The sequence below is a fragment of the Flavobacterium sp. CF108 genome (genome assembly GCF_900129795.1).
Lineage (GTDB): Bacteria > Bacteroidota > Bacteroidia > Flavobacteriales > Flavobacteriaceae > Flavobacterium.
Map to the genome: position 1 here is coordinate 508,854 of NZ_FQWW01000005.1, position 18,612 is coordinate 527,465.

22 protein-coding genes and 2 tRNA genes are annotated in these 18,612 nt (G+C 31.7%); 12 read left to right on the forward strand and 12 right to left on the reverse strand.

All coding sequences use genetic code 11. The annotated features are described in order from the left end of the window. The first annotated feature begins 27 nt into the window (after positions 1–27). Positions 28–933 (forward strand): hypothetical protein, encoded by a 906-nt coding sequence (locus BUE10_RS16555; protein ID WP_073486815.1) that lies wholly within the window; start codon positions 28–30, stop codon positions 931–933. 194 nt (positions 934–1,127) lie between these two features. Here the strand turns inward: BUE10_RS16555 and BUE10_RS16560 are convergent, their stop codons facing one another. Continuing rightward, positions 1,128–1,523 carry an ExbD/TolR family protein gene (locus tag BUE10_RS16560; protein ID WP_073486816.1) on the reverse strand — a complete coding sequence of 132 codons (396 nt, stop codon included), beginning with the start codon at positions 1,521–1,523 and terminating at the stop codon, positions 1,128–1,130. Between the two features lie 3 nt (positions 1,524–1,526). Continuing rightward, positions 1,527–2,222: a MotA/TolQ/ExbB proton channel family protein gene (locus tag BUE10_RS16565; RefSeq protein WP_073486818.1), complete on the reverse strand. Its 696-nt coding sequence runs from the start codon at positions 2,220–2,222 to the stop codon at positions 1,527–1,529. A 131-nt stretch (positions 2,223–2,353) separates the two neighbouring features. Between BUE10_RS16565 and BUE10_RS16570 the strand changes: the two genes are divergently transcribed. From BUE10_RS16570 to BUE10_RS16585, 4 genes are all read left to right on the forward strand, one after another. Next, positions 2,354–3,577 carry a bifunctional folylpolyglutamate synthase/dihydrofolate synthase gene (locus BUE10_RS16570; RefSeq protein WP_073486820.1) on the forward strand — a complete coding sequence of 408 codons (1,224 nt, stop codon included), beginning with the start codon at positions 2,354–2,356 and terminating at the stop codon, positions 3,575–3,577. Positions 3,578–3,758: 181 nt separating this feature from the next. Then, positions 3,759–3,833: transfer RNA gene (locus BUE10_RS16575), tRNA-Val, on the forward strand. A gap of 61 nt (positions 3,834–3,894) precedes the next feature. Further along, entirely contained in the window at positions 3,895–4,146 is a 252-nt protein-coding gene (locus BUE10_RS16580) for a GIY-YIG nuclease family protein (protein WP_073486822.1), read from the forward strand. Beyond that, positions 4,141–4,214 (forward strand) — tRNA-Lys (locus BUE10_RS16585). The genes BUE10_RS16580 and BUE10_RS16585 overlap by 6 nt, the downstream gene beginning before the upstream one ends. Positions 4,215–4,573: 359 nt before the next feature. On the opposite strand, the gene BUE10_RS16590 is transcribed toward BUE10_RS16585, so the two are convergent. Beyond that, positions 4,574–4,984, reverse strand: coding sequence for a winged helix-turn-helix transcriptional regulator (locus tag BUE10_RS16590; protein WP_073486824.1), 411 nt, complete (start codon positions 4,982–4,984; stop codon positions 4,574–4,576). A gap of 113 nt (positions 4,985–5,097) precedes the next feature. On the opposite strand from BUE10_RS16590, the gene BUE10_RS24025 reads away from it, so the two are divergent. The 4 genes from BUE10_RS24025 to BUE10_RS16605 all read left to right on the forward strand — a co-directional run bounded on the left by BUE10_RS24025 (position 5,098) and on the right by BUE10_RS16605 (position 7,479). Next, complete coding sequence (locus BUE10_RS24025) at positions 5,098–5,244, forward strand: hypothetical protein (RefSeq protein WP_159439064.1); 147 nt, start codon at positions 5,098–5,100, stop codon at positions 5,242–5,244. Between the two features lie 105 nt (positions 5,245–5,349). Continuing rightward, on the forward strand, positions 5,350–5,790 hold the full coding sequence (locus BUE10_RS16595) for a DUF2147 domain-containing protein (RefSeq protein ID WP_073486825.1): 441 nt from the start codon (positions 5,350–5,352) through the stop codon (positions 5,788–5,790). A gap of 20 nt (positions 5,791–5,810) precedes the next feature. Next, positions 5,811–6,578, forward strand: coding sequence for an SDR family oxidoreductase (locus BUE10_RS16600; RefSeq protein ID WP_073486826.1), 768 nt, complete (start codon positions 5,811–5,813; stop codon positions 6,576–6,578). Between the two features lie 370 nt (positions 6,579–6,948). Then, positions 6,949–7,479, forward strand: coding sequence for a hypothetical protein (locus BUE10_RS16605; protein WP_073486827.1), 531 nt, complete (start codon positions 6,949–6,951; stop codon positions 7,477–7,479). 10 nt (positions 7,480–7,489) lie between these two features. Here the strand turns inward: BUE10_RS16605 and BUE10_RS16610 are convergent, their stop codons facing one another. The 4 genes from BUE10_RS16610 to BUE10_RS16625 form a co-directional block, all read right to left on the reverse strand. Then, a complete protein-coding gene (locus tag BUE10_RS16610) occupies positions 7,490–7,975 on the reverse strand; it encodes a hypothetical protein (protein WP_073486828.1) in 486 nt (161 codons plus the stop codon). A gap of 271 nt (positions 7,976–8,246) precedes the next feature. After that, complete coding sequence (locus BUE10_RS16615; RefSeq protein WP_073486829.1) at positions 8,247–8,936, reverse strand: hypothetical protein; 690 nt, start codon at positions 8,934–8,936, stop codon at positions 8,247–8,249. Positions 8,937–9,092: 156 nt separating this feature from the next. Continuing rightward, on the reverse strand, positions 9,093–9,884 hold the full coding sequence (locus BUE10_RS16620; protein ID WP_073486830.1) for a hypothetical protein: 792 nt from the start codon (positions 9,882–9,884) through the stop codon (positions 9,093–9,095). Positions 9,885–9,893: 9 nt separating this feature from the next. Next, positions 9,894–10,781 carry a winged helix-turn-helix domain-containing protein gene (locus BUE10_RS16625; RefSeq protein WP_073486831.1) on the reverse strand — a complete coding sequence of 296 codons (888 nt, stop codon included), beginning with the start codon at positions 10,779–10,781 and terminating at the stop codon, positions 9,894–9,896. Between the two features lie 102 nt (positions 10,782–10,883). Between BUE10_RS16625 and BUE10_RS16630 the strand changes: the two genes are divergently transcribed. Further along, the gene (locus BUE10_RS16630; protein WP_234984756.1) at positions 10,884–11,489 is read left to right on the forward strand and encodes a hypothetical protein; all 606 of its coding nucleotides are present in this window, start codon (positions 10,884–10,886) and stop codon (positions 11,487–11,489) included. 84 nt (positions 11,490–11,573) lie between these two features. Here the strand turns inward: BUE10_RS16630 and BUE10_RS16635 are convergent, their stop codons facing one another. Further along, the gene (locus BUE10_RS16635) at positions 11,574–12,572 is read right to left on the reverse strand and encodes a DUF6438 domain-containing protein (RefSeq protein WP_073486832.1); all 999 of its coding nucleotides are present in this window, start codon (positions 12,570–12,572) and stop codon (positions 11,574–11,576) included. Positions 12,573–12,848: 276 nt separating this feature from the next. On the opposite strand from BUE10_RS16635, the gene BUE10_RS16640 reads away from it, so the two are divergent. Next, the gene (locus BUE10_RS16640; protein WP_073486910.1) at positions 12,849–14,051 is read left to right on the forward strand and encodes a PQQ-binding-like beta-propeller repeat protein; all 1,203 of its coding nucleotides are present in this window, start codon (positions 12,849–12,851) and stop codon (positions 14,049–14,051) included. Between the two features lie 58 nt (positions 14,052–14,109). On the opposite strand, the gene BUE10_RS16645 is transcribed toward BUE10_RS16640, so the two are convergent. Continuing rightward, positions 14,110–14,880 carry an SDR family NAD(P)-dependent oxidoreductase gene (locus BUE10_RS16645; RefSeq protein ID WP_073486833.1) on the reverse strand — a complete coding sequence of 257 codons (771 nt, stop codon included), beginning with the start codon at positions 14,878–14,880 and terminating at the stop codon, positions 14,110–14,112. A 108-nt stretch (positions 14,881–14,988) separates the two neighbouring features. On the opposite strand from BUE10_RS16645, the gene BUE10_RS16650 reads away from it, so the two are divergent. Continuing rightward, positions 14,989–15,342: a winged helix-turn-helix transcriptional regulator gene (locus BUE10_RS16650; RefSeq protein WP_073486834.1), complete on the forward strand. Its 354-nt coding sequence runs from the start codon at positions 14,989–14,991 to the stop codon at positions 15,340–15,342. A 176-nt stretch (positions 15,343–15,518) separates the two neighbouring features. On the opposite strand, the gene BUE10_RS16655 is transcribed toward BUE10_RS16650, so the two are convergent. From BUE10_RS16655 to BUE10_RS16665, 3 genes are all read right to left on the reverse strand, one after another. Further along, positions 15,519–15,848 carry a hypothetical protein gene (locus tag BUE10_RS16655; protein WP_073486839.1) on the reverse strand — a complete coding sequence of 110 codons (330 nt, stop codon included), beginning with the start codon at positions 15,846–15,848 and terminating at the stop codon, positions 15,519–15,521. Between the two features lie 62 nt (positions 15,849–15,910). Further along, positions 15,911–17,245: a sensor histidine kinase gene (locus tag BUE10_RS16660; RefSeq protein ID WP_083598125.1), complete on the reverse strand. Its 1,335-nt coding sequence runs from the start codon at positions 17,243–17,245 to the stop codon at positions 15,911–15,913. Between the two features lies 1 nt (position 17,246). Beyond that, positions 17,247–18,596, reverse strand: a complete 1,350-nt coding sequence (locus BUE10_RS16665) for a sigma-54-dependent transcriptional regulator (RefSeq protein ID WP_073486914.1) — start codon at positions 18,594–18,596, stop codon at positions 17,247–17,249. Between the last annotated feature and the right edge of the window lie 16 nt (positions 18,597–18,612).

Here is an 18,612-nt window from a genome sequence, read left to right on the forward strand (position 1 = left end):
AATACAATTTCAAAATTCAGAATTACAATGAGTTTCACTATTTCTTCAGATAAAAAGAAATCATTACTACTCACAACTGCTATATATGCGGCAATCATTGTATTGCTGTTTTTTATACGTTTTTGGCCTCCATACAATCCGGAAAATAACGTTGCTCTTGCAGATGGCGGCGGTGGCGGTGGCGGCGTAACGGTAAATTTTGGCGACAGTGATTTAGGTTCGGGAGCCAATTATAAAAGCGAAGTTTTGGAGGTGAAAAATGAAGTAAAACAAGCTCCGGCAAAAGCAGTTGAAGAAGAAGCTATTATTTCTCAGGAAAATACAAAAGCCGATGAAACTGACGTTGTTATTCCTGTAAAAGAAAAACCTAAAAAACCTGTTCCGGTTGAAAAACCAATCCAAAAACCTGTTCCCGAAAAACCAAAAGTTTCAAACTCTACAAACGATGCTTTATCCAGCATTTTAAAAGGTTCGAAAAAAGGCGGTGACGGCGATGATAAAGCGTCTGGAAACAAAGGAAAACCCGGGGGAGACTTAAACTCTAAAGGTTATTACGGATCTGGAGGCTCTGGCGGAGGAACCGGAGGCGGTAACGGAACCGGAAATGGAATTGGTACAGGAAGCGGTTACGGACCTGGAAGTGGCGGAGGTTCTGGCGGTGGATCAGGATATTCTTTAAATGGTCGAAAAGCATTATCTAAACCAGCTCCTAAATATACTTGTAATGAAGAAGGAACAGTTGTAGTTGAAGTTACGGTCGATCAAAATGGAAAAACCGTGAGTGCAACTGCCGGAATAAAAGGAACTACAAATAAAGCAAGTTGTTTATTAGAACAAGCAAAAATAGCCGCATTAAATACAAAATGGTCAGCCGATGAAAATGCAGCCGCAAAACAAGTTGGAAAGATTATTTATAATTTTAATTTGAATTAAAACACGAATTTCACGGATTTTCACGAAATCTGTTCTTATACAAAAGGCCTTCTGATTCTCAGAAGGCCTTTTGTATTTATTTATCTCGTATGTCCTTGCGAGGAACGAAGCAATCTCACTAAGTATATCTTTGCACTTACTTATAGAAATGAGATTGCTTCGTTCCTCACAAGGACTTTGATTGTGTTCATTTTTTATTTCGGACTTGTAGCAATTACAAACTTCAAGTTATTCTTCACTCCTATCTGCAAAACATCAACTAAATCCTGAACCTGCAAATTAAACGGAATTCGAACTACGACAGTCTGTGTTTTATCGGCGCCCATTTTATTCATTAAAGTGGTTTCCAGTTCCTCAAAAGCAACAGGCTGTTTGTCGATATAAAACTGTTTGTCTTCTGTAACCGATAAACTGATTAATTGTTTATTCGTTTTTTCATTTGATTTCGCTTTTGGAAGCGTCATCTTAATAACATTCGGATTCGCCAGTGTTGAGATAATTAGGAAAAACAACAACAGGAAAAACATAATGTCACTTAAAGATGAAGTCGCAACCTCAGCGTGAAATCTTCTTTTTCTCTTAATCGACATACCTTATGATCTTTGAATTATGTTTACAAATTCTAATATCTGTTTCTGAATTTTTAAAGCAAAATCATCAATTTTTCCGTTCAATAAGTGGTAAGCACTATAGGCAATAATTCCCACGATAAGCCCAGAACCAGAACTGATCATTTTCTCGTATAAACCTCCGGAAATATTTCCGATACTGATATTTTCTGTAACCGAAATGCTATAGAAAATTTTAATAACTCCAGAAATAGTTCCGATGAAACCAAGAGTTGGCGCGATACCAGCGATAAGACCTAAATGACCTAAACGTCTTTCCATTTCGCCAATTTCGATATCGGCGGCGCGGTCCATGTTAGATTCGATTTCTGCAATTGGTCTTCCAATTACTAAAACGCCTTCTTTTAAAATATTTCCAACAGCTGTGTCGTTTCTTTCTACAATTGTTCTGGCTAATTCAATGTTTCCGGCGTGTAATTTATCGGCAACATCCTGCATTAATCTGGCATCAATTCTTGAAGCTTTTTGGATATACAAGTAGCGTTCAAAAATTACGTAAATCGTGTAAAACAATAAAAGTGCGATTGGTATTAGGAAGAAACCTCCTTTTAAGATAAATCCTAAAACAGAAATTTCGGTTTCGGGGTGAGCAATTTTTTCGATCACTACGTTTGAGGCGTTTGCGAGAGTATCAGCTTGTAATTGAATGGAGCTAAACATATTTTAATTCTGGTTTTTAATAATTAATTCTAAAAAATATTTCAATTTTGCAATAAAGATAATTTTCATTGTTATATTAAACTAAAAAAACTGGAAATTATTTCAATCAGCAACTATTTTATCCAAACAAAATGAACTATCAGGAAACAACAAACTGGATGTTTAATCAATTACCAATGTATCAGCTTCAGGGTGCTTCGGCATACAAAGAAGACCTGACAAACATCAAGTTACTGGCAGAACATCTTGGTAATCCCGAAAAGAAATTACAAACAATTCACGTTGCGGGAACAAACGGAAAAGGATCAACTTCGCATATGCTGGCTTCGGTTTTGCAGGAAGCGGGTTATAAAGTAGGTTTATATACGTCGCCGCACTTAAAAGATTTCAGGGAAAGGATCAAAGTAAACGGTCTGGAAATCTCCGAAGATTTTGTCTGCGAGTTCATCTCCAAACACAAAGATTTTTTTGAAGCCAATGATATGAGTTTCTTCGAAATGTCGGTTGGTTTGGCTTTTGATTATTTTGTTTTTGAAAAAACAGATATCGCAATTATTGAAGTTGGTTTGGGCGGAAGACTTGACGCAACGAATATTATTACACCTTTGGTTTCGGTAATAACAAATATAGGTTTAGATCACACGCAATTTTTAGGAAATACGCTTGAAGCCATTGCTGGCGAAAAAGCGGGAATTATTAAACCAAATGTTCCGGTTGTTATTGGCGAATATACTCCGGAAACGCAGCCTGTATTTTTGGCTAAAGCCGAAGAAAATAACGCACCGATTTCTTTTGCTTCAGATTTGATCGATCAAATTTATTTGTCTGATTTAATTGGAGGTTATCAGTTTCATAATAAAAAGACGGTTCAGCAGACGATTTCAATTCTGAACAATCAAACCGATTTTAAAGTTTCAACAGAACAATTAAAAGAAGGTTTATTGAATGTTGTAAAAAATACGGGTTTACAAGGAAGATGGCAACAGCTTGGCGAAAACCCAAAAATTATCTGCGACACGGCGCACAACAAACACGGATTAGCTGTTGTAATGAATCAGCTTCAAAATGAAAAATACGAAAAACTGCATATTGTTTTGGGTGTTGTAAATGATAAAGATTTGGATTCTATTTTACCACTTTTCCCGAAAGAAGCGCAATATTATTTCTGCAGTCCAAATTCGGCAAGAGGTTTACCGACCGAAACATTGCAAAATGCGGCAGAAAAATTTAATTTAATGGGAGAAAAATACGATTCTGTTGAAAGCGCTTTCGCGAAAGCCAAACAAAATGCTTCAAAAAATGATTTTATTTACGTTGGCGGAAGCACTTTTGTCGTTGCCGAATTACCTTTATAACAATCAAAACTTAAATCTTAGAAAAAAGTCTAAAAAAACCGATTTAATAACAAATTCATAAACAGCGAGATATAGTTTATTTTTAAAAAAGTTTTATTTTTTATTCGATTTTCTTTGCAGAACTCAAAAACTAGCGTATATTTGCACTCGCAATCACAAACGATAGCAACCTAGTAAAATAGGGCGATTAGCTCAGCTGGTTCAGAGCACCTCGTTTACACCGAGGGGGTCGGGGGTTCGAACCCCTCATCGCCCACAGAAATTCCAAAAACTCCAAAGTCATTTGATTTTGGAGTTTTTTGCTTTATATACATTTCATGAATTTTATTGTTTATATCTTATTTAGCGAAAGCAAGAATAAATTTTATATTGGATTTACTTCTAATTTAGAAGAAAGGCTTATTCGTCATAATCAAAAAAGCAAAGGTTTTACTGGAAATGTAAATGATTGGAGAGTTGTTTATACTGAAAATTACGAAACAAAAGAACTTGCACATAAAAGAGAATTACAAATTAAATCTTGGAAAAGCAGAATTAAAATTCAGAAATTAATTGATAATAAAGATTAGCTCAGCTGGTTCAGAGCATTCCGATTTTTCATCGGAAGTGGTCGGGGGTTCGAACCCCTCATCGCCCACTTAAAGACAAATAACGCCATTGGAAGACAGTGGCGTTTTTTTTTTAATCATTACTGAATTATTCTTCAGTTGTAAATTGCTTTTAAAATTGTATTTGTACTTATAATTTCCAACGATGTAATAAAAATACATCCGACCACTAAATTACTTTAGATAAAGTATCATTTTTTTTAAATTCTAACTCAATTTTTTTCGCTTCTCTTTAACAATTTGAACTTTACGCTCAATTTTTCAGCAATAACTAGCATTGAAAAAATAAAAATTGTTGTAATTCTGTTTTTCAACTATCACTTCGGTCATAATATCAAATAAAAAAAGCCATTAAAACCAGAGTAAGTTTGCTAATACTTTCTTCCCGTCATTTTGATTTCAATTCTTTTGTTAACTGTTTTACAAATTTGTCTTTGTCTTTTTTGGCTTCCTTAATTGTCGCTTTTATGTCAGCAGGAACAGTTAAATATTTGTCCGACCAAATGTAAACTTCCATAATTATAGGAAATAAATCAATTCCTTTTTCAGTCAGTCTGTACAAAATTTTTGCCTTGCTGTCAGGGTGTGCTGATTTCTCAATAATGCCGTTTTCTTCCAATGCCTTTAGTCTCGATGCTAAAATATTGGTAGCAATGCCTTCTTCCGATTTTAAAAAGTCATTGTAGGTGTGTTTTTTGTGAAATATCAAATCCCTAATAATAAGCAAAGACCATTTATCGCCAAACACATCCAATGAACAACTCAATGGGCAGTCAGACCTTTTTTTACTTGTTTCCATAAAATAAACTAAAAATATTTAAAAATTAACTTGCTTTTTGAAAGTTGTTTTACATATATTTGCACTTGCAAAAAGCAAGCAAAGATAATTACTTAATTTAAAAACAACTAAAAATGAAACAAAATATTTTAGTAACTGGAGCTTCATCGGGGTTTGGGCTTCTAATCGCAAATGATCTACACAGAAAGGGTTTGCCTGTGCTAATTACACTACAACACTTTGCTTATGGCTTCTTAGAAAAAACAATACTTAAACAGTAAAGTATCGCTTAAATTATGAAATTATGATGACAACAAAAGCTCAAAGTGGCAACTACTCTTATAATTATAGGCCAACTAATAATATTAATCACTAAAAAATAAGTTATGAAAAAAATGTATTTAGCATTAATCCTATTAATTCTAACAATTTCAAATGTTGTTGCTCAAAATACTCCTTCGGATAAAATAGAAGGTGTTTGGTTAAGTGAAGAAAAAGATGTAAAAATTGAAATTTACAAGTCTGGGAATAAATATTTCGGAAAATTAATTTGGGGCAAAACAATGTATGAAGCTGATGGGAAAACCTCTAAAAAAGATGTGAAAAACAAAAATGAAAAACTTCGATCACGTAATCTAAAAGACTTGATAATGCTCAAAGATTTTGAGTACAATGATGGTGTTTGGGATGGCGGCGAAATTTATGATGCTTACAGTGGTAAAACGTATAGTTGTACAATGAAGTTAGAAAAGGGAAAGCTTAATATTAGAGGTTACATAGGTATATCTTTACTAGGAAGAACAGCTATTTGGGAAAAAGTTAAATAATAAATTAAAAAGAAATAAAAATGGAATTAAAAGGAAAAACAATATTAATTACTGGTGGAACAGCTGGAATTGGATTAGAATCTGTTAAGCAATTCTTGGCTAATGGTGCCAAGGTAATAATTACAGGTAGAAATCAAGAAAGACTTGATGAAGTAAAAAAGAAATACCCAAACATTACCACTATTAAAAGTGATGTATCAAATGCTGACGATGCGATTCAACTTTATAAACAAGTGAAAGAGTTGGGCGGAATTGACATTTTATACAATAATGCAGGGGTTTTAAGTGCCCCTATTAACCTTGGGTTGACTAATGACAAGCACATTCAGAACGCAGAAAATGAAATCAATGTAAACTACTTGGGAGTAATTCGTCTTAATAATCTTTTTTTAGATATGTTGAAATCAAGAAAAGAAGGTGCAATCATTAACACGACTTCAATTTTAAGTTATGTTCCATCAATATTAGAAGCAACTTATTCGGCATCAAAAGTAGCTTTGAGGTTTTATACAGAAACATTAAGAGTACATCTACAAGTTCTAAATAGCAACGTAAAAGTATTTGAACTATTACCGCCAGTAGTGGCAACAGAAATGACGGCAAGCAGAGAGGATAAAAAAATGACTCCTGAAAAGTTAGTCAACGCTCTTATTTCAGGTCTTAAAAAAGATATATTCACAATACGTGTGGGAGACACAAAGATACTTTACATTGTTAGCAGATTTTTCCCAAAAATTGCTTTTGGAATAATTAATTCTGCAAGTAGTAAAAAATCATTGCGTAATTAAAAAAAATGGTATCTATATATTTTAATGTACCAATTAAAATTTAATTAATTTATTCAAATAATTATTAGCTTGATTATCGATCTTTCTTGTTGTATATAAAATTTTTCATTCCTTTTATAGCTGCTACATTCAAATATATAACTGTCATGAAATATTATTTTAAAGTTTCAAAAAACATTAAAATTGGCAGTAAGTGTTCGATTGTAATCCCTGACAGCCCACCAAGAAACTCCTTAAGAAATTAAGGAGTTTTTTTTATGTCTTTATTTTTTCACATCTTTTATATCGATTTATTAAAAATCATTTGAATTGTTCTTAAATAATAGTTTTCTATCTTCGTATAAATACACAAATTAGCAATACATAAAATATGGCAAGCAGTTTCGTTAACATTAAAGAAATTGGTTTTTGGGCAAAAGATGCATTTATTGAAGCTATGCAATTATGCTTAATAAATGAAATTGAAACCCAAAAACTCGACTCAATAGAATGGATTAATGAATTCAAAACTGAATTGGCCATACAATCATTACCTATTATATTTGGAGGAATGTCAATGGAACTTGAAGAGTTCATTACTACTGATGAAAGAAAAGCTCAAATAATTGAATTGATTGATATAATAATTGAAAAAATTGTATCAACCGACAAATATATAACAGGTTCTAATTTATATGAAATGAGAAAAAGAGCTATAAATATAATTTGCGAAAGTGGAAAATTGGACTTTAATGATTCAAAAGAATTTGAAAAAGCAGTTAATAGCTCAGGATGGGAATTATCACTTGAATTATCAAAAGTTAAAGATAGGTATCAGCATTCATTTAAACTTTTAAGATTGTTAGTTAATGGAGAAATGAAGACAACAGCTTCTTCGCCGGAAACTTATTGGAATTATTAAAACAGTATTACTATAAATTAGGATCGTATTTAATTTGTTTGAAATGTTTATTTTCAATTTCTAATCGAAAACCAAAATCATTTTGAATATGATCATGCAAAAGGATTTCAGTATTAAAATCATCATTTTTATCAATACATATAGAAAAATCAAAAATACTTAATCCATCAAACCAATCTTCTCCAGCATTTGGAAGCTTATGCCTAAAATTTTCCTTATTGTAAAAATTAAGTAATTCTTCTTTTACTTCTCCTAGCCATAAAATATATTCTATTACTTTTTCTAATAAATATTTATCTGGCTCTTTTTCTGAAAAAATAAAAAAGGCTTCATCATTACCCCATACATCTTCATTGGGAAAATTTTTATCAAAGAGAATAATTTTTTTAATTTTTTCAGAAATTTTAATACCGTAACCATTATCAATATCTTTTGAGACAATAAAATCTTCAATATATAATTTCATTGATATTTTTTTATTTTTCTCAATTTTCATTTTATCTCAGTGTTATTAGGACTAATTAATCAGTATTTGGTTAAGCTAACATAGAAAAAACCAACTCTTACAGGAGTTTTTATAACTTCTTTTTTCTATCGGATGTTTATTAAATGAATCAAAAACCGCAAGAAATAGAACGATTTCTATTCTCTTTAACCATTTCCAGTTTATTAGAATTTGCATTAATAAAATACTCCTGCTGGTGCGAGCGTCTCACTCGTGTTTTTTTTATGCTTATTTTTGAGTTAATTTTATTTGTATCGGTATTTTAAAATCCTAATTTTTGTTTTATAAGTTTCCACAATGTTTTCATTATGCCTGTTTCTTCTTTTGAATAATAAACTTCTGTAATTTCGTCCTTGAAAATTTCGCCAGTAAAAAATTTGTTTCCCGAATCATCAAATCCTGAATTTATATCGTCATTTTTTTTCTGATAGTAACTTCTTTGAACTTCATAAAAATCAACTCGGTTTCCCCATTTTTCATAAACCGATTTACAGCCATCATAACTCCTTAAATAATCTCTGTAATTATGATCTATTTTTATATCCAATAAAATATCTCCTCTATTTTTCTCATAATTATCTTCAAAATCATCAATGTTTTCAGGAGTTATTATACCATCTGTACTCCAAACCGAATCCTTTATAAAGACATTCTCAACAATAGCAAACTCATAGTGATTAATTGGCATCATTCCGAAATCTGAGCTATGAAAAGCGATATAGTTTTCAATACCAAGCTCGTAAGCCAATTTCACAAAACTAAACTCATCTTTATAATCCAGTACTTCATATTTCTTTTTATCAAGAGCCATTGTTATTAATTCCCCAAACAGATATCCTGTCGGGTTGTAGATTGGTAGATATATAACTCCTTCTTTAACAAAATGTGGAATTGCTTCTGGAATTTCTAAATTATTTTCTTTAAAGATTAATAGCGATATATCTTGAGACATAAATTTTTGAATGTATTTATTTTAATGGTTTGAAAAGTCAAATCAAAATATAATTTATAATGATAGTTTATCCATTTTTCACGGTTATACACGAGCGAGATGCTCGCGCCAGTATGTGTTTCCCTTTTACGCACTTATCCATTATCTATATTTTTTTTATAAAATCGGATCATATTCTATTTGTTTAACAATAAAATTTTCAATTTTTAACCGAAAACCATAATCATTTTGGAGATAATCATGCAAAATAATTTGAGTATCAAAATTATCATTTTCATCAATGCTAATATAAAAATCAGAAACTTTTAAACCATCAAACCAATTTGTTGAAACATTACGAAGTTTATCTCTAAAATCAGCCCCATTATAAAAATCAAGTATTTCATCTTTTACCTGTCCCAACCATATTATATACTCACTTAATAATAACAAAATATAGAGATCCGGCTTTTTATCTGAAAAAATAAAACATGCTTCATCTCCCCATACAGCTTCATTCGGCACATTCTTATTTAAAATAACTATGTTTTTAATTTTCTCAGAAATTTTAATATCATAACTCCCACTATTAGTTTGAGAAATAACGAAATCTTCAATTATTAACTTTGTAGGGTCTTTTTTTATCTTAGAATCACGCAAATCTCTATAAATTTTAACATTCCAAATATCTCGACCATCTATTTCTGATTTTAATTCTTTTAATTCTGCTATTTGCATCATATTCATGTTGCTTTTTTCTAAACTTTTATCAATAATTTTAGAAGCAAATATGTTACTCCCTACCATATTATAAATCTTGGCTAGAATAAATTCTTCTTCAAAAGTTGGCTTCTTCACATCCTCTAAAAAATAGATGATATCATATAGTTCTTCAACACTTTTTTCGGAACCATTTGATTTTAAAAACTCAGCTTTAGCATCAATAAATTCTTTTGCTATCTCTTTCATTGATTTTATTTAAACAATATTAAGCTTATACCCTTTTCCGCGTATAACAACAATTTGGACATTCGGATCATATTCCAGTTTTTTTCTAAGTTTCGATATGAACATATCCAGACTACGGCCCACAATAACACCTTCATCTTCCCATATTTCTTTTTGCAGTCGGCTTCTCTCTATCGTTTCGTTAGGAGACAATGCAAAAATGAGCAATAAACGGGTTTCCGTTCCGGTGAGGTCTAATGTTTTTTCATTTATGATCAGCTTACGGTTCTTCGCATCAAATGCCACCGAGCCTAAAGTGAACCAACTAGTAGAATCATTAGGTAAAGTTACTTTCGGCTTAGCATGTCTAAAAAAAACAAATCCAACAAACGCTAAAAATGACAGGCCGCCGACCAAAAAACATGTATTCTTTGCTGTATAAATACCCAATGGTTTAAATTTGATATTAATCATGTAACATGCTTTGGGCTGCTTTCTTCCTTTACATGGTACAATATCATCTTTCTTATTTTCTGATATAGCATATCCATAAGCTACATTGGTATTTCCACAGTTCACTACGTTAACAACATAATCACGTGCGAGTGGATCTTGGGTTAACAAACGATGCGTAATATTCACTAAAGAGTCCGTTTGAAAAGTAAAATCATTCTCGAACCTGATCTGATACTCATTTTCAGCAATCTTTTTTATGGGAAGAACCCTTGATGTATTGTCTCCCGATTGTAAAAGTAGTTCATGTCCGATTCTGCGGAGCAAAATTTCCCTTCTTGCAATAGCAAAGTCTTCACTATCAGCCCTACTGAAAGCTATGCAGATTACTGATATAAACAAAAGCAATATTAATCCAAAGATGTACTTGCCTTTTCCAGATAGGGGATTTCGACTATAATGCATAGTGTCAAGTTTTTATTTACAAAGTTTACATTTTTATTTACAATCTAAACTCCTCAGGCTGAAATATATCAAAGTAATTTTGCTACAACAGCTTTAAAGATTGTGAAAAATAAAAAGAATGCCTTACATGAACAAGATTTATCAGTAGATAGATCTATTTTAATTAAACCTATAAAAAATATGAAAAAAATCATTTATGCGGTAATCTTACCGCTGGTTGTAGTAAGTGGATTAGTGTTTGCAAATTGCGAAATTAAAAATGAAACTCCTAAAAAACCAATTTCAAAGACACTCTCTATTGCTGAAAGGAAAGCCAAATTGAAAAAATGGGAAGCAACCCCTGATGGTGTAAAGTTCAAAAACTGGGAAATGTCTCCCCAAGGTAAAAAAGTGCTTGCCGGCGCTGCTAAAATAAGCAAGCATACCAATATGGAGGCTGTTATAACGTCTCTTTCTCTTCCGCCAGGATCACTATTGGGCTTCGGAGTGATGGCCAGGATTGATGGTGAAGATTATATTCTAAGATTTGAGCCGGAAAAGTCCCAACTTCAGCAATTGTACAGCCTGAAAGTTAACGACACAATAATTTTAAAAAGCAATGGTGTGTCATACGCGCCCAAGTATTCCTATCCAATAATATCGGGCAGCTATGTAGAACGAGATAATAAAGTAATTTTTAAACGTATCCCTCGCAAAGGCGGCTGTTAAGAATAAATTAATTAACCCTGCTGGCATGAACACCTCGTTCGTGAATACAGTTTATAAACAAGCGAGACGCTCATGCCAGCAGATTTAATTATTTTTCTTCCATTTTTCACTAAATCTTAATTTCGCCAGCTTCTCATAAAGATTTTTTAAACCGTAAGTCCCAACCATCCCATAATCACTTATAGTTTTTACTTTACCATTACTAAAAGTTATTTTTAAATCTCCTGTTTCGTCATCGGTATGCATTACATAATATTCCTTATTTAAATTTTCAAAATCACAGTAGTTTAAATATTCTTCTAATTTGTCAAATTCAGTTTTACTAATCTTTGTCGAAAATATTCCTTCTTCTTTACCATAAGTAATTTTTTCATTTTCATTGAAGTTATAATATCGAGCATTAAATACTGATAAGGAATCTCTGTTTAGCTTTAAATTATAAACCGGACAAGTACCAAAACAACCCGAAGTACTAAATTCAATTTTTGTAATTTTATTCTTTTTTGGATTTTCATTGTATTCAATAAAATTTCCAAATTTGAAAGTTAAAACAGTTCTTAATTCTGAATAACTTTTCTTTTGCCAATCCACTAATTTTTTCTTGTAAACAACTAAAAAAGGCTGAGAATCTATATATTCAACTTTTGGCACTATTGATTTTCCCCACTCTAAATCAATATTAAATATTTTGGTTTTATTTTTTCCAAAATTCATTACTACAATTGGCGAGAAACTACATGATTTTTCTCCTTCTCCATAACATGTATGATTATCTCCAATAGCGAGCAGGTCTGTGTAGCCATTATTATCAAAATCAGCTTTTGTATAAAATGTTTTGACATTAAGTTTATTTGCTAAAATCTTATTAATGCTATCATTTTCATGATTTCTATTAAAATCCTGAAGGCTTTTTAATTTATATTTTTTGTAATTTGTATCAATTTTTTGAATGAATTTCTCTATTTCTAATTTAGTTTTTAAATTGTCTACTTCTGATTGAATAGTTTGCGTTTTGATGAATTCAGTTTGTTTTTTACATGATGCAAAAACAAATACAATTAAAAATAATTTTATGATTTTCATTTTAAGTTTTTTAATGGCTTTTATACAATATTCCAAAAAACATATGAGCAATTCCAATGTTTTTTGTTCATTCGATAAAACTAAAGAAACTTAGTCATTCATTGGCGATTCTTTTGTAATTATTTTTTGAGGTTTTCAACTAAGGTTCCTAGCCGTTTCATCTTAAACAACTTCTAAAACCCTATAACAATTTTTAACTATATTTGACGTTGATTGTTTTATTTGGCAGCTTTTTTGCTGAAAAGAAAATCAAATCATCAAACCCAAATCTTAAAAATGAAAACAAACCTAATAACTCTTTTATTTGTATTTGCTGTTATAAATACGTTTGGACAAACTCCAGCCGCGTCAAAAACTACCAATACTAATAATAAAACTTTACCGCCTAGTGACCAAGTCACGAATAAAGCTGTAAGCGGGCTTAAAAAAGTTCCTTTAGATGAAGCGTCAATTTTAATTTATGATTACGACGGTGCTCTTTTTTCATATGATTTAGAATCTGAACAAATTGGCTGGACTGTAAAAGCGACAAGTCCTTTTACTGAAATGTGCGCCAATAAAGTAACTATCTCTAATGGCGTTGTGTACATTCCGTTTATAAACGGTGAAATTGTTGCAGTAGACAACCAAAGTGGTGATGTGTTTTGGAAATCAAGATTAGGAAATATCACAGATCAAATTGTTCTAAAAGATCAGGTTCCGGTTGTAAATAATGGAAAGCTGTATATAACTGCTCAAAATCAAAACGGAAGCAGTAATATTTATGCCCTTGACACAAAAGATGGAAGTTTAGCATGGACTTACAAGCTGGATACTCCAACTAATGACATTCCGATACTGTTTTTTAATAACAAAGTTTTTGTTCCAAGTGCGTCCAATTTATATGTCTTTGATGCCAATACAGGAAAAGTCCTTACTCAAAAAAGCTTTGACCAAAGCATGCACAGCAAACCTGTAACCGATGGTGAAAATGTATTTATAGCCAATGAAAAAGATGTACTTTTTGCGTTAACTCCAGATAAACTAGACATTTTATGGCAATTTAAATTACCCGAAGATCAATATAATATTAAAGAACGCATCTTTACTAAAGACAAAAAATTATATTTTGCTGCACAAGGCACAACAGTTTCTTCGGTATATGCGGTAGATTCAAAAACGGGAACTCAAATTTGGAAAAGGGATTTTCAAAATGATAATGTAGAATACATAACGGAGGACAGCGATAATATTTGGGGTTATACTAAAAAAGGAAGGCTTTTTCAGCTAGATATAAACAATGGTGAAATAGCATTTGAACTTAAATTAACAACGCAGCCTATTTCGAATATTGAATTTCCGGTTGATGATACTATATTTTATTATTGTGATGCCGGTTTAATTAAATTTGATTTAAGCACCAAAGATGAAGATTTATATTATATGCGAACTTCCATTAAAGATGATGTTTATACCGCATTTCTAAAAATAATTAGATAAAACAAAAAACTCCAAAGTCATTTGATTTTGGAGTTTTTCATTTAAAAAATGTTATTTATTATTTCATTAGGCTGATGTTGGTTAAACCTCCATCTGATAAGATTTCGGTTCCCACTATAAAAGCTGAATCATCTGATGCCAGAAATACAGCAGCGTTTCCAATGTCAGATGGAAGACCTTGTCTGCCTACAGGAGTAATATCTATCCACATTTGTTTTACAGCATCCAACTGTTCTTCCGGCACGATTTTTCCAAATACAGGTGTGTCTATAGATCCGGGAGAAAGTGTATTAACACGTATTTTTCTTGGCAATAAATCTAATGATAACCCTTTTGCCAATGATATAATTGCCGCTTTTGCAGCCGAATAAATAGCCATTCCCGGCACAGCCCTGTGTGCGGCACTCGACCCAATCAGTATTATTGATGCTCCATCATTTAAATATGGAAGTGCTTTTTTAACGGTAAAATAGGAGCTTTTCAAATTCAAATCCATATATCGGTCATAACCTTCTTCGGTAATATTTTCGATATCAGCCATAGGAACACCATCGACAATACCGCCGGCATTTACTACCAATACATCTATTTTTCCAAATTTATCATAAGTTTTTCTAAATATATTTTCTAAATCGCTGCTTTTGGTTACATCACCGGCAACACCTATAAAATCTGATTTTAAGGCCGCAACAGCATCGTTTAATGTTACTTCATTTCTTCCGGTTATAGTTCCAGAAGCTCCTTCGTTTTTAAATGCTTCGGCAATACCAAAACCTATTCCGCTATTACCTCCCGTAATTACGGCTACTTTATTTTTTAATTTGCTCATTTTTATAATATTAAATTATGTTACTGATGCAAATTTATGTCAGTTTAATTTATTTTAGTAACTTTGTAACTAAAAGTAACAGTAACCTTGAAGTAACAAAGTAACCTTATGGAATGTAATTTACGTGAGAAAGAGAAGCACAAAAAAGAGATGATGGCTGTGCAGGATTCAATGGATGTGTTGAGCGGAAAATGGAAAATATCTATTATTTCTTCTATTTGTTATTATAACAAAAGAAGGTTCTCGGATATCTTAAATGATGTTGTTGGCATTTCAAACAAAATGCTGAGTAAGGAATTAAAAGAACTGGAAGTAAATAAACTTATTAAAAGATTGGTTCTTGACTCACAGCCTGTAAGTGTTCATTATGTACTTACAGATCATGGAAAAACGCTGCAGACAATTATCAATAATTTGACTGATTGGGGTATTGAACATCGAAAAAAAATTATTGAGCAATAATTTTGGAGGTTTTTTATTAGCTATCAGTATAATCCCTACGGGATATTCTTTTATTTGGCTCTTATACTTTTCTACCGATATTTAACTCCTAACGGAGTATTTCGGAGAAATTAAATATCGGTAAATAAATAATGACTACTAGATATTTGTCCCGTAGGGACTAGACAAAATATAAATTATTCAGGTTCTTTTAAATTAGCCAATTTAAAAACAAAATCACCCTCTTCTTTATAAAGTAATTGAACATCTTCTATGTATTCCCATTTTATATTTATCATATAATTAATCAAATCTGATATACTCAAATAATTATATGCTCCAATTAAAACAGAAGCCTCAAAACCTTTAGAACCTCCATGCCAATTTTTTGGCAGATTTTTATCTTTAATAGATTTCACATTAAAAAAGAAATCTTTTTTATATTCAAATTGACTCAATTCATGAATTATTTTATCTTCATCTTCTGAAGAGGAAAACAAAATAATAATATTAATGACATTACTCATTTTCTATATTTCTTAATTGCTAATGTATAACTTATTGAATTGTTTTTAAAGAATCATAAACCTCACCCCTCCACCAAACAAATCTCAAAAATCGTTTTCCCATTCTCAGTTTTAAACGAAACATAACCACCATGCGCTTCAATAATATTTTTAGAAAGCGTTAAACCAATTCCGGCGCCTTCGTTTCTCGTGGTGAAGAAAGGAAGGAAAACTTTATTTTCGATTTCTTTTTCGATTCCGCTTCCGGTGTCGGTGATTTTAATGTAAGTTCTGTTTTCTTTGGCTTCTGCCGAAATTAGAATTTGTTTTTGAGTCGTATTTTTTAATGCATAGACAGAATTCGTTAAAAGATTAATGATAACCTGTTCCGTTTGTTGCGAGTCAACATTAATTGGTCGTTTTAGGGAAATTGAGTTTACAACTTCAATTCCGTCTTTTTTAAATAATGGATTCATGATTTGCAGACAATTTTCAATCAAAGGCTGTAATTCTGTTTTTTGTTTTTTTGGAGATGGGAGCATGGCCAGTTTTCGGTAACCTTCTACAAATTTTTGTAAATGATCGCTTCGTCTTAACATGGTTTCCACGCTGTTTTTGATGTCTTCTAAATCTTCTACCGAAAGTGAATCCTGTTCTACTAAATCCTGCAGGTTTTGACAAATAGAACGAATTGGCGTTATTGAATTTAGAAGTTCATGTGAGATCACTTTCATCAAATTAACCCACGCATCTTTTTCTTTTTTCTCTACTACATTTTGAATAGAATCGAGTAAAACGATACAATATTCACGTTCAAAAATCTCCGTTTTAGATGCCTGTAAAACAAATGTCTGTGCGGCTTGTTCGTTTATACTAATTTCGACCGACGTTTTTATTTCGTGAAAATTATCTTCTTCAATAATTTCACAAAGCGATGGTAATTGATTTTTAAGATATTTCCATTTTGAAACTTTGGGTACATTAAAATGAGACGAGAAATAATCGTTCATTAAAAATATATCCCATTCATTTTCCTGTTTTTCCAAAATGATAATTCCGGTTTCGATATTGTTTAAAATAGAACGGTAAATAATATCTTTTGAAATCTGTTCGTTTTGTCTGTTTTTTAGCGTATCGTATAATTGAAATAAATCACCGTAATTTTTATTGTTTTTATGTTTGGTAAAATCTGATGAAAAATCATCCTGCAGGATCGAAGAAATGGTTTTATCATAAATTAGAACAAAATTGCGAACATAAAAATACATTTCGCGAGTGAGCAGAAAAACAATAAAAAAGCCAAATATACCCGTAAAAAGCAAATCGATTTTAAAGAAATAAATCGAAATTTCTATCACCAAGATAATAGCAATTAATCGAAAAAAAAGCAGTTTATAAGTTTGCAGTGTTTTAAACATACTAGTTAATATTGATATTATATTTCTCTAAACGTCTGTACAAAGAACCTCTTGACAAACCTAGTTCGTCGGCAGTTTTGCTGATATTATTATTGTGCTTAAGAAGCGCTTTTTCAATCGTCGCTTTTTCTACAGACGAAAGTTGAATATAATCTGGGTTTTCATCATAAGCTGTTATGGTTTCTAAATCTAAATCAGAAACTGTGATTGTGTTATTTTCACAAAGAATAACCGCACGTTCAATTTTATTTTCCATTTCGCGGATGTTTCCGTTCCAAGCGTGTTTTTCAATTTGTTCCAAGACTTTTTTGTCGAAAGTAATTTCACTTCTTCCGTATTTTTCAATCATTTTATCGAGAAGATATTCTGCCAGCGGGATTTTATCTTCATTTCTTTCGCGCAGCGGCGGCAGTACGATCTCCATCGTATTAATGCGATAATACAAATCTTCTCTAAAGCTTTTATCAGCCACTTCCAGTTTCAAATTCAAATTAGTTGCCGTAATTATTCTAACATTCAAAGGTCTTGCTTTAGTTTCACCCAATCTTGTTACGGTTTTGGTTTGAATAACCTGCAATAATTTAGATTGCAAATGCAGCGGAACATTTCCTATTTCATCTAAAAAAATAGTTCCGTTCTGCGCCATTTCAAAACGTCCAGGCGTATCCATTTTTGCATCGGTAAAAGCGCCTTTTGCATAACCGAATAATTCGCTTTCAAAAATATTCGAATTCAGCGAACCTAAATCGACGGCTATAAACGGATTGTTTTTTCTTTCGGATTGGCTGTAAATATGATGTGCCAAAACAAATTTCCCTGTTCCGTTTTCTCCAAGAATTAAAACATTGGCATCAGTTTTAGCGACTTTATCTGCCAGCGAATATGCTTTTTTTATTATTTCAGAAGTGCCGACAAAAAAGTCATTATCGGTTTCAATCTCTTTGTTCTTTTTTTGTTCTTTTCGGGATTTATCAACGGCTTGTTTTACAGATTCTAAAAGCTTTTTGTTTTCCCACGGTTTTAAGATATAATCAAAAGCACCAGATTTTAAGCCTTCAACAGCAGTTTCTACTTTTCCAAAAGCGGTCATTAAAATCACAACCGTTTTCGGCGAAAGCGTTTTTATTTCTTTCAGCAGATATAAACCTTCTCTTCCATCCTCAAAACCTATTCTGTAATTCATATCGAGCAAAACGACATCGATGGCATTTTTTGACAATAATTCGACTATTTTTTTCGGATTATTGAGTGTGTGAATGTTCTCAAAATACTTTTTCAGGTAGACTTTTGATGCAAAAAGTATGTCTTCCTGATCGTCGATGATTAATATTGATGCGTTTGTCTTTTTCATTTTTGTTCGGTTTTGG

What these genes read in the sequence shown, in the direction of transcription:
- BUE10_RS16560 (WP_073486816.1), bottom strand. Translation starts at nt 1,523, where the DNA reads ATGTCGATTAAGAGAAAAAGAAGATTTCACGCTGAGGTTGCGACTTCA.
- BUE10_RS16640 (WP_073486910.1), top strand. Translation starts at nt 12,849, where the DNA reads ATGAAAACAAACCTAATAACTCTTTTATTTGTATTTGCTGTTATAAAT.
- BUE10_RS16615 (WP_073486829.1), bottom strand. Translation starts at nt 8,936, where the DNA reads ATGTCTCAAGATATATCGCTATTAATCTTTAAAGAAAATAATTTAGAA.
- BUE10_RS16605 (WP_073486827.1), top strand. Translation starts at nt 6,949, where the DNA reads ATGGCAAGCAGTTTCGTTAACATTAAAGAAATTGGTTTTTGGGCAAAA.
- BUE10_RS16655 (WP_073486839.1), bottom strand. Translation starts at nt 15,848, where the DNA reads ATGAGTAATGTCATTAATATTATTATTTTGTTTTCCTCTTCAGAAGAT.
- BUE10_RS16590 (WP_073486824.1), bottom strand. Translation starts at nt 4,984, where the DNA reads ATGGAAACAAGTAAAAAAAGGTCTGACTGCCCATTGAGTTGTTCATTG.
- BUE10_RS16660 (WP_083598125.1), bottom strand. Translation starts at nt 17,245, where the DNA reads ATGTTTAAAACACTGCAAACTTATAAACTGCTTTTTTTTCGATTAATT.
- BUE10_RS16580 (WP_073486822.1), top strand. Translation starts at nt 3,895, where the DNA reads ATGAATTTTATTGTTTATATCTTATTTAGCGAAAGCAAGAATAAATTT.
- BUE10_RS24025 (WP_159439064.1), top strand. Translation starts at nt 5,098, where the DNA reads ATGAAACAAAATATTTTAGTAACTGGAGCTTCATCGGGGTTTGGGCTT.
- BUE10_RS16570 (WP_073486820.1), top strand. Translation starts at nt 2,354, where the DNA reads ATGAACTATCAGGAAACAACAAACTGGATGTTTAATCAATTACCAATG.
- BUE10_RS16665 (WP_073486914.1), bottom strand. Translation starts at nt 18,596, where the DNA reads ATGAAAAAGACAAACGCATCAATATTAATCATCGACGATCAGGAAGAC.
- BUE10_RS16565 (WP_073486818.1), bottom strand. Translation starts at nt 2,222, where the DNA reads ATGTTTAGCTCCATTCAATTACAAGCTGATACTCTCGCAAACGCCTCA.
- BUE10_RS16645 (WP_073486833.1), bottom strand. Translation starts at nt 14,880, where the DNA reads ATGAGCAAATTAAAAAATAAAGTAGCCGTAATTACGGGAGGTAATAGC.
- BUE10_RS16620 (WP_073486830.1), bottom strand. Translation starts at nt 9,884, where the DNA reads ATGAAAGAGATAGCAAAAGAATTTATTGATGCTAAAGCTGAGTTTTTA.
- BUE10_RS16595 (WP_073486825.1), top strand. Translation starts at nt 5,350, where the DNA reads ATGAAAAAAATGTATTTAGCATTAATCCTATTAATTCTAACAATTTCA.
- BUE10_RS16610 (WP_073486828.1), bottom strand. Translation starts at nt 7,975, where the DNA reads ATGAAAATTGAGAAAAATAAAAAAATATCAATGAAATTATATATTGAA.
- BUE10_RS16635 (WP_073486832.1), bottom strand. Translation starts at nt 12,572, where the DNA reads ATGAAAATCATAAAATTATTTTTAATTGTATTTGTTTTTGCATCATGT.
- BUE10_RS16625 (WP_073486831.1), bottom strand. Translation starts at nt 10,781, where the DNA reads ATGCATTATAGTCGAAATCCCCTATCTGGAAAAGGCAAGTACATCTTT.
- BUE10_RS16650 (WP_073486834.1), top strand. Translation starts at nt 14,989, where the DNA reads ATGGAATGTAATTTACGTGAGAAAGAGAAGCACAAAAAAGAGATGATG.
- BUE10_RS16600 (WP_073486826.1), top strand. Translation starts at nt 5,811, where the DNA reads ATGGAATTAAAAGGAAAAACAATATTAATTACTGGTGGAACAGCTGGA.
- BUE10_RS16555 (WP_073486815.1), top strand. Translation starts at nt 28, where the DNA reads ATGAGTTTCACTATTTCTTCAGATAAAAAGAAATCATTACTACTCACA.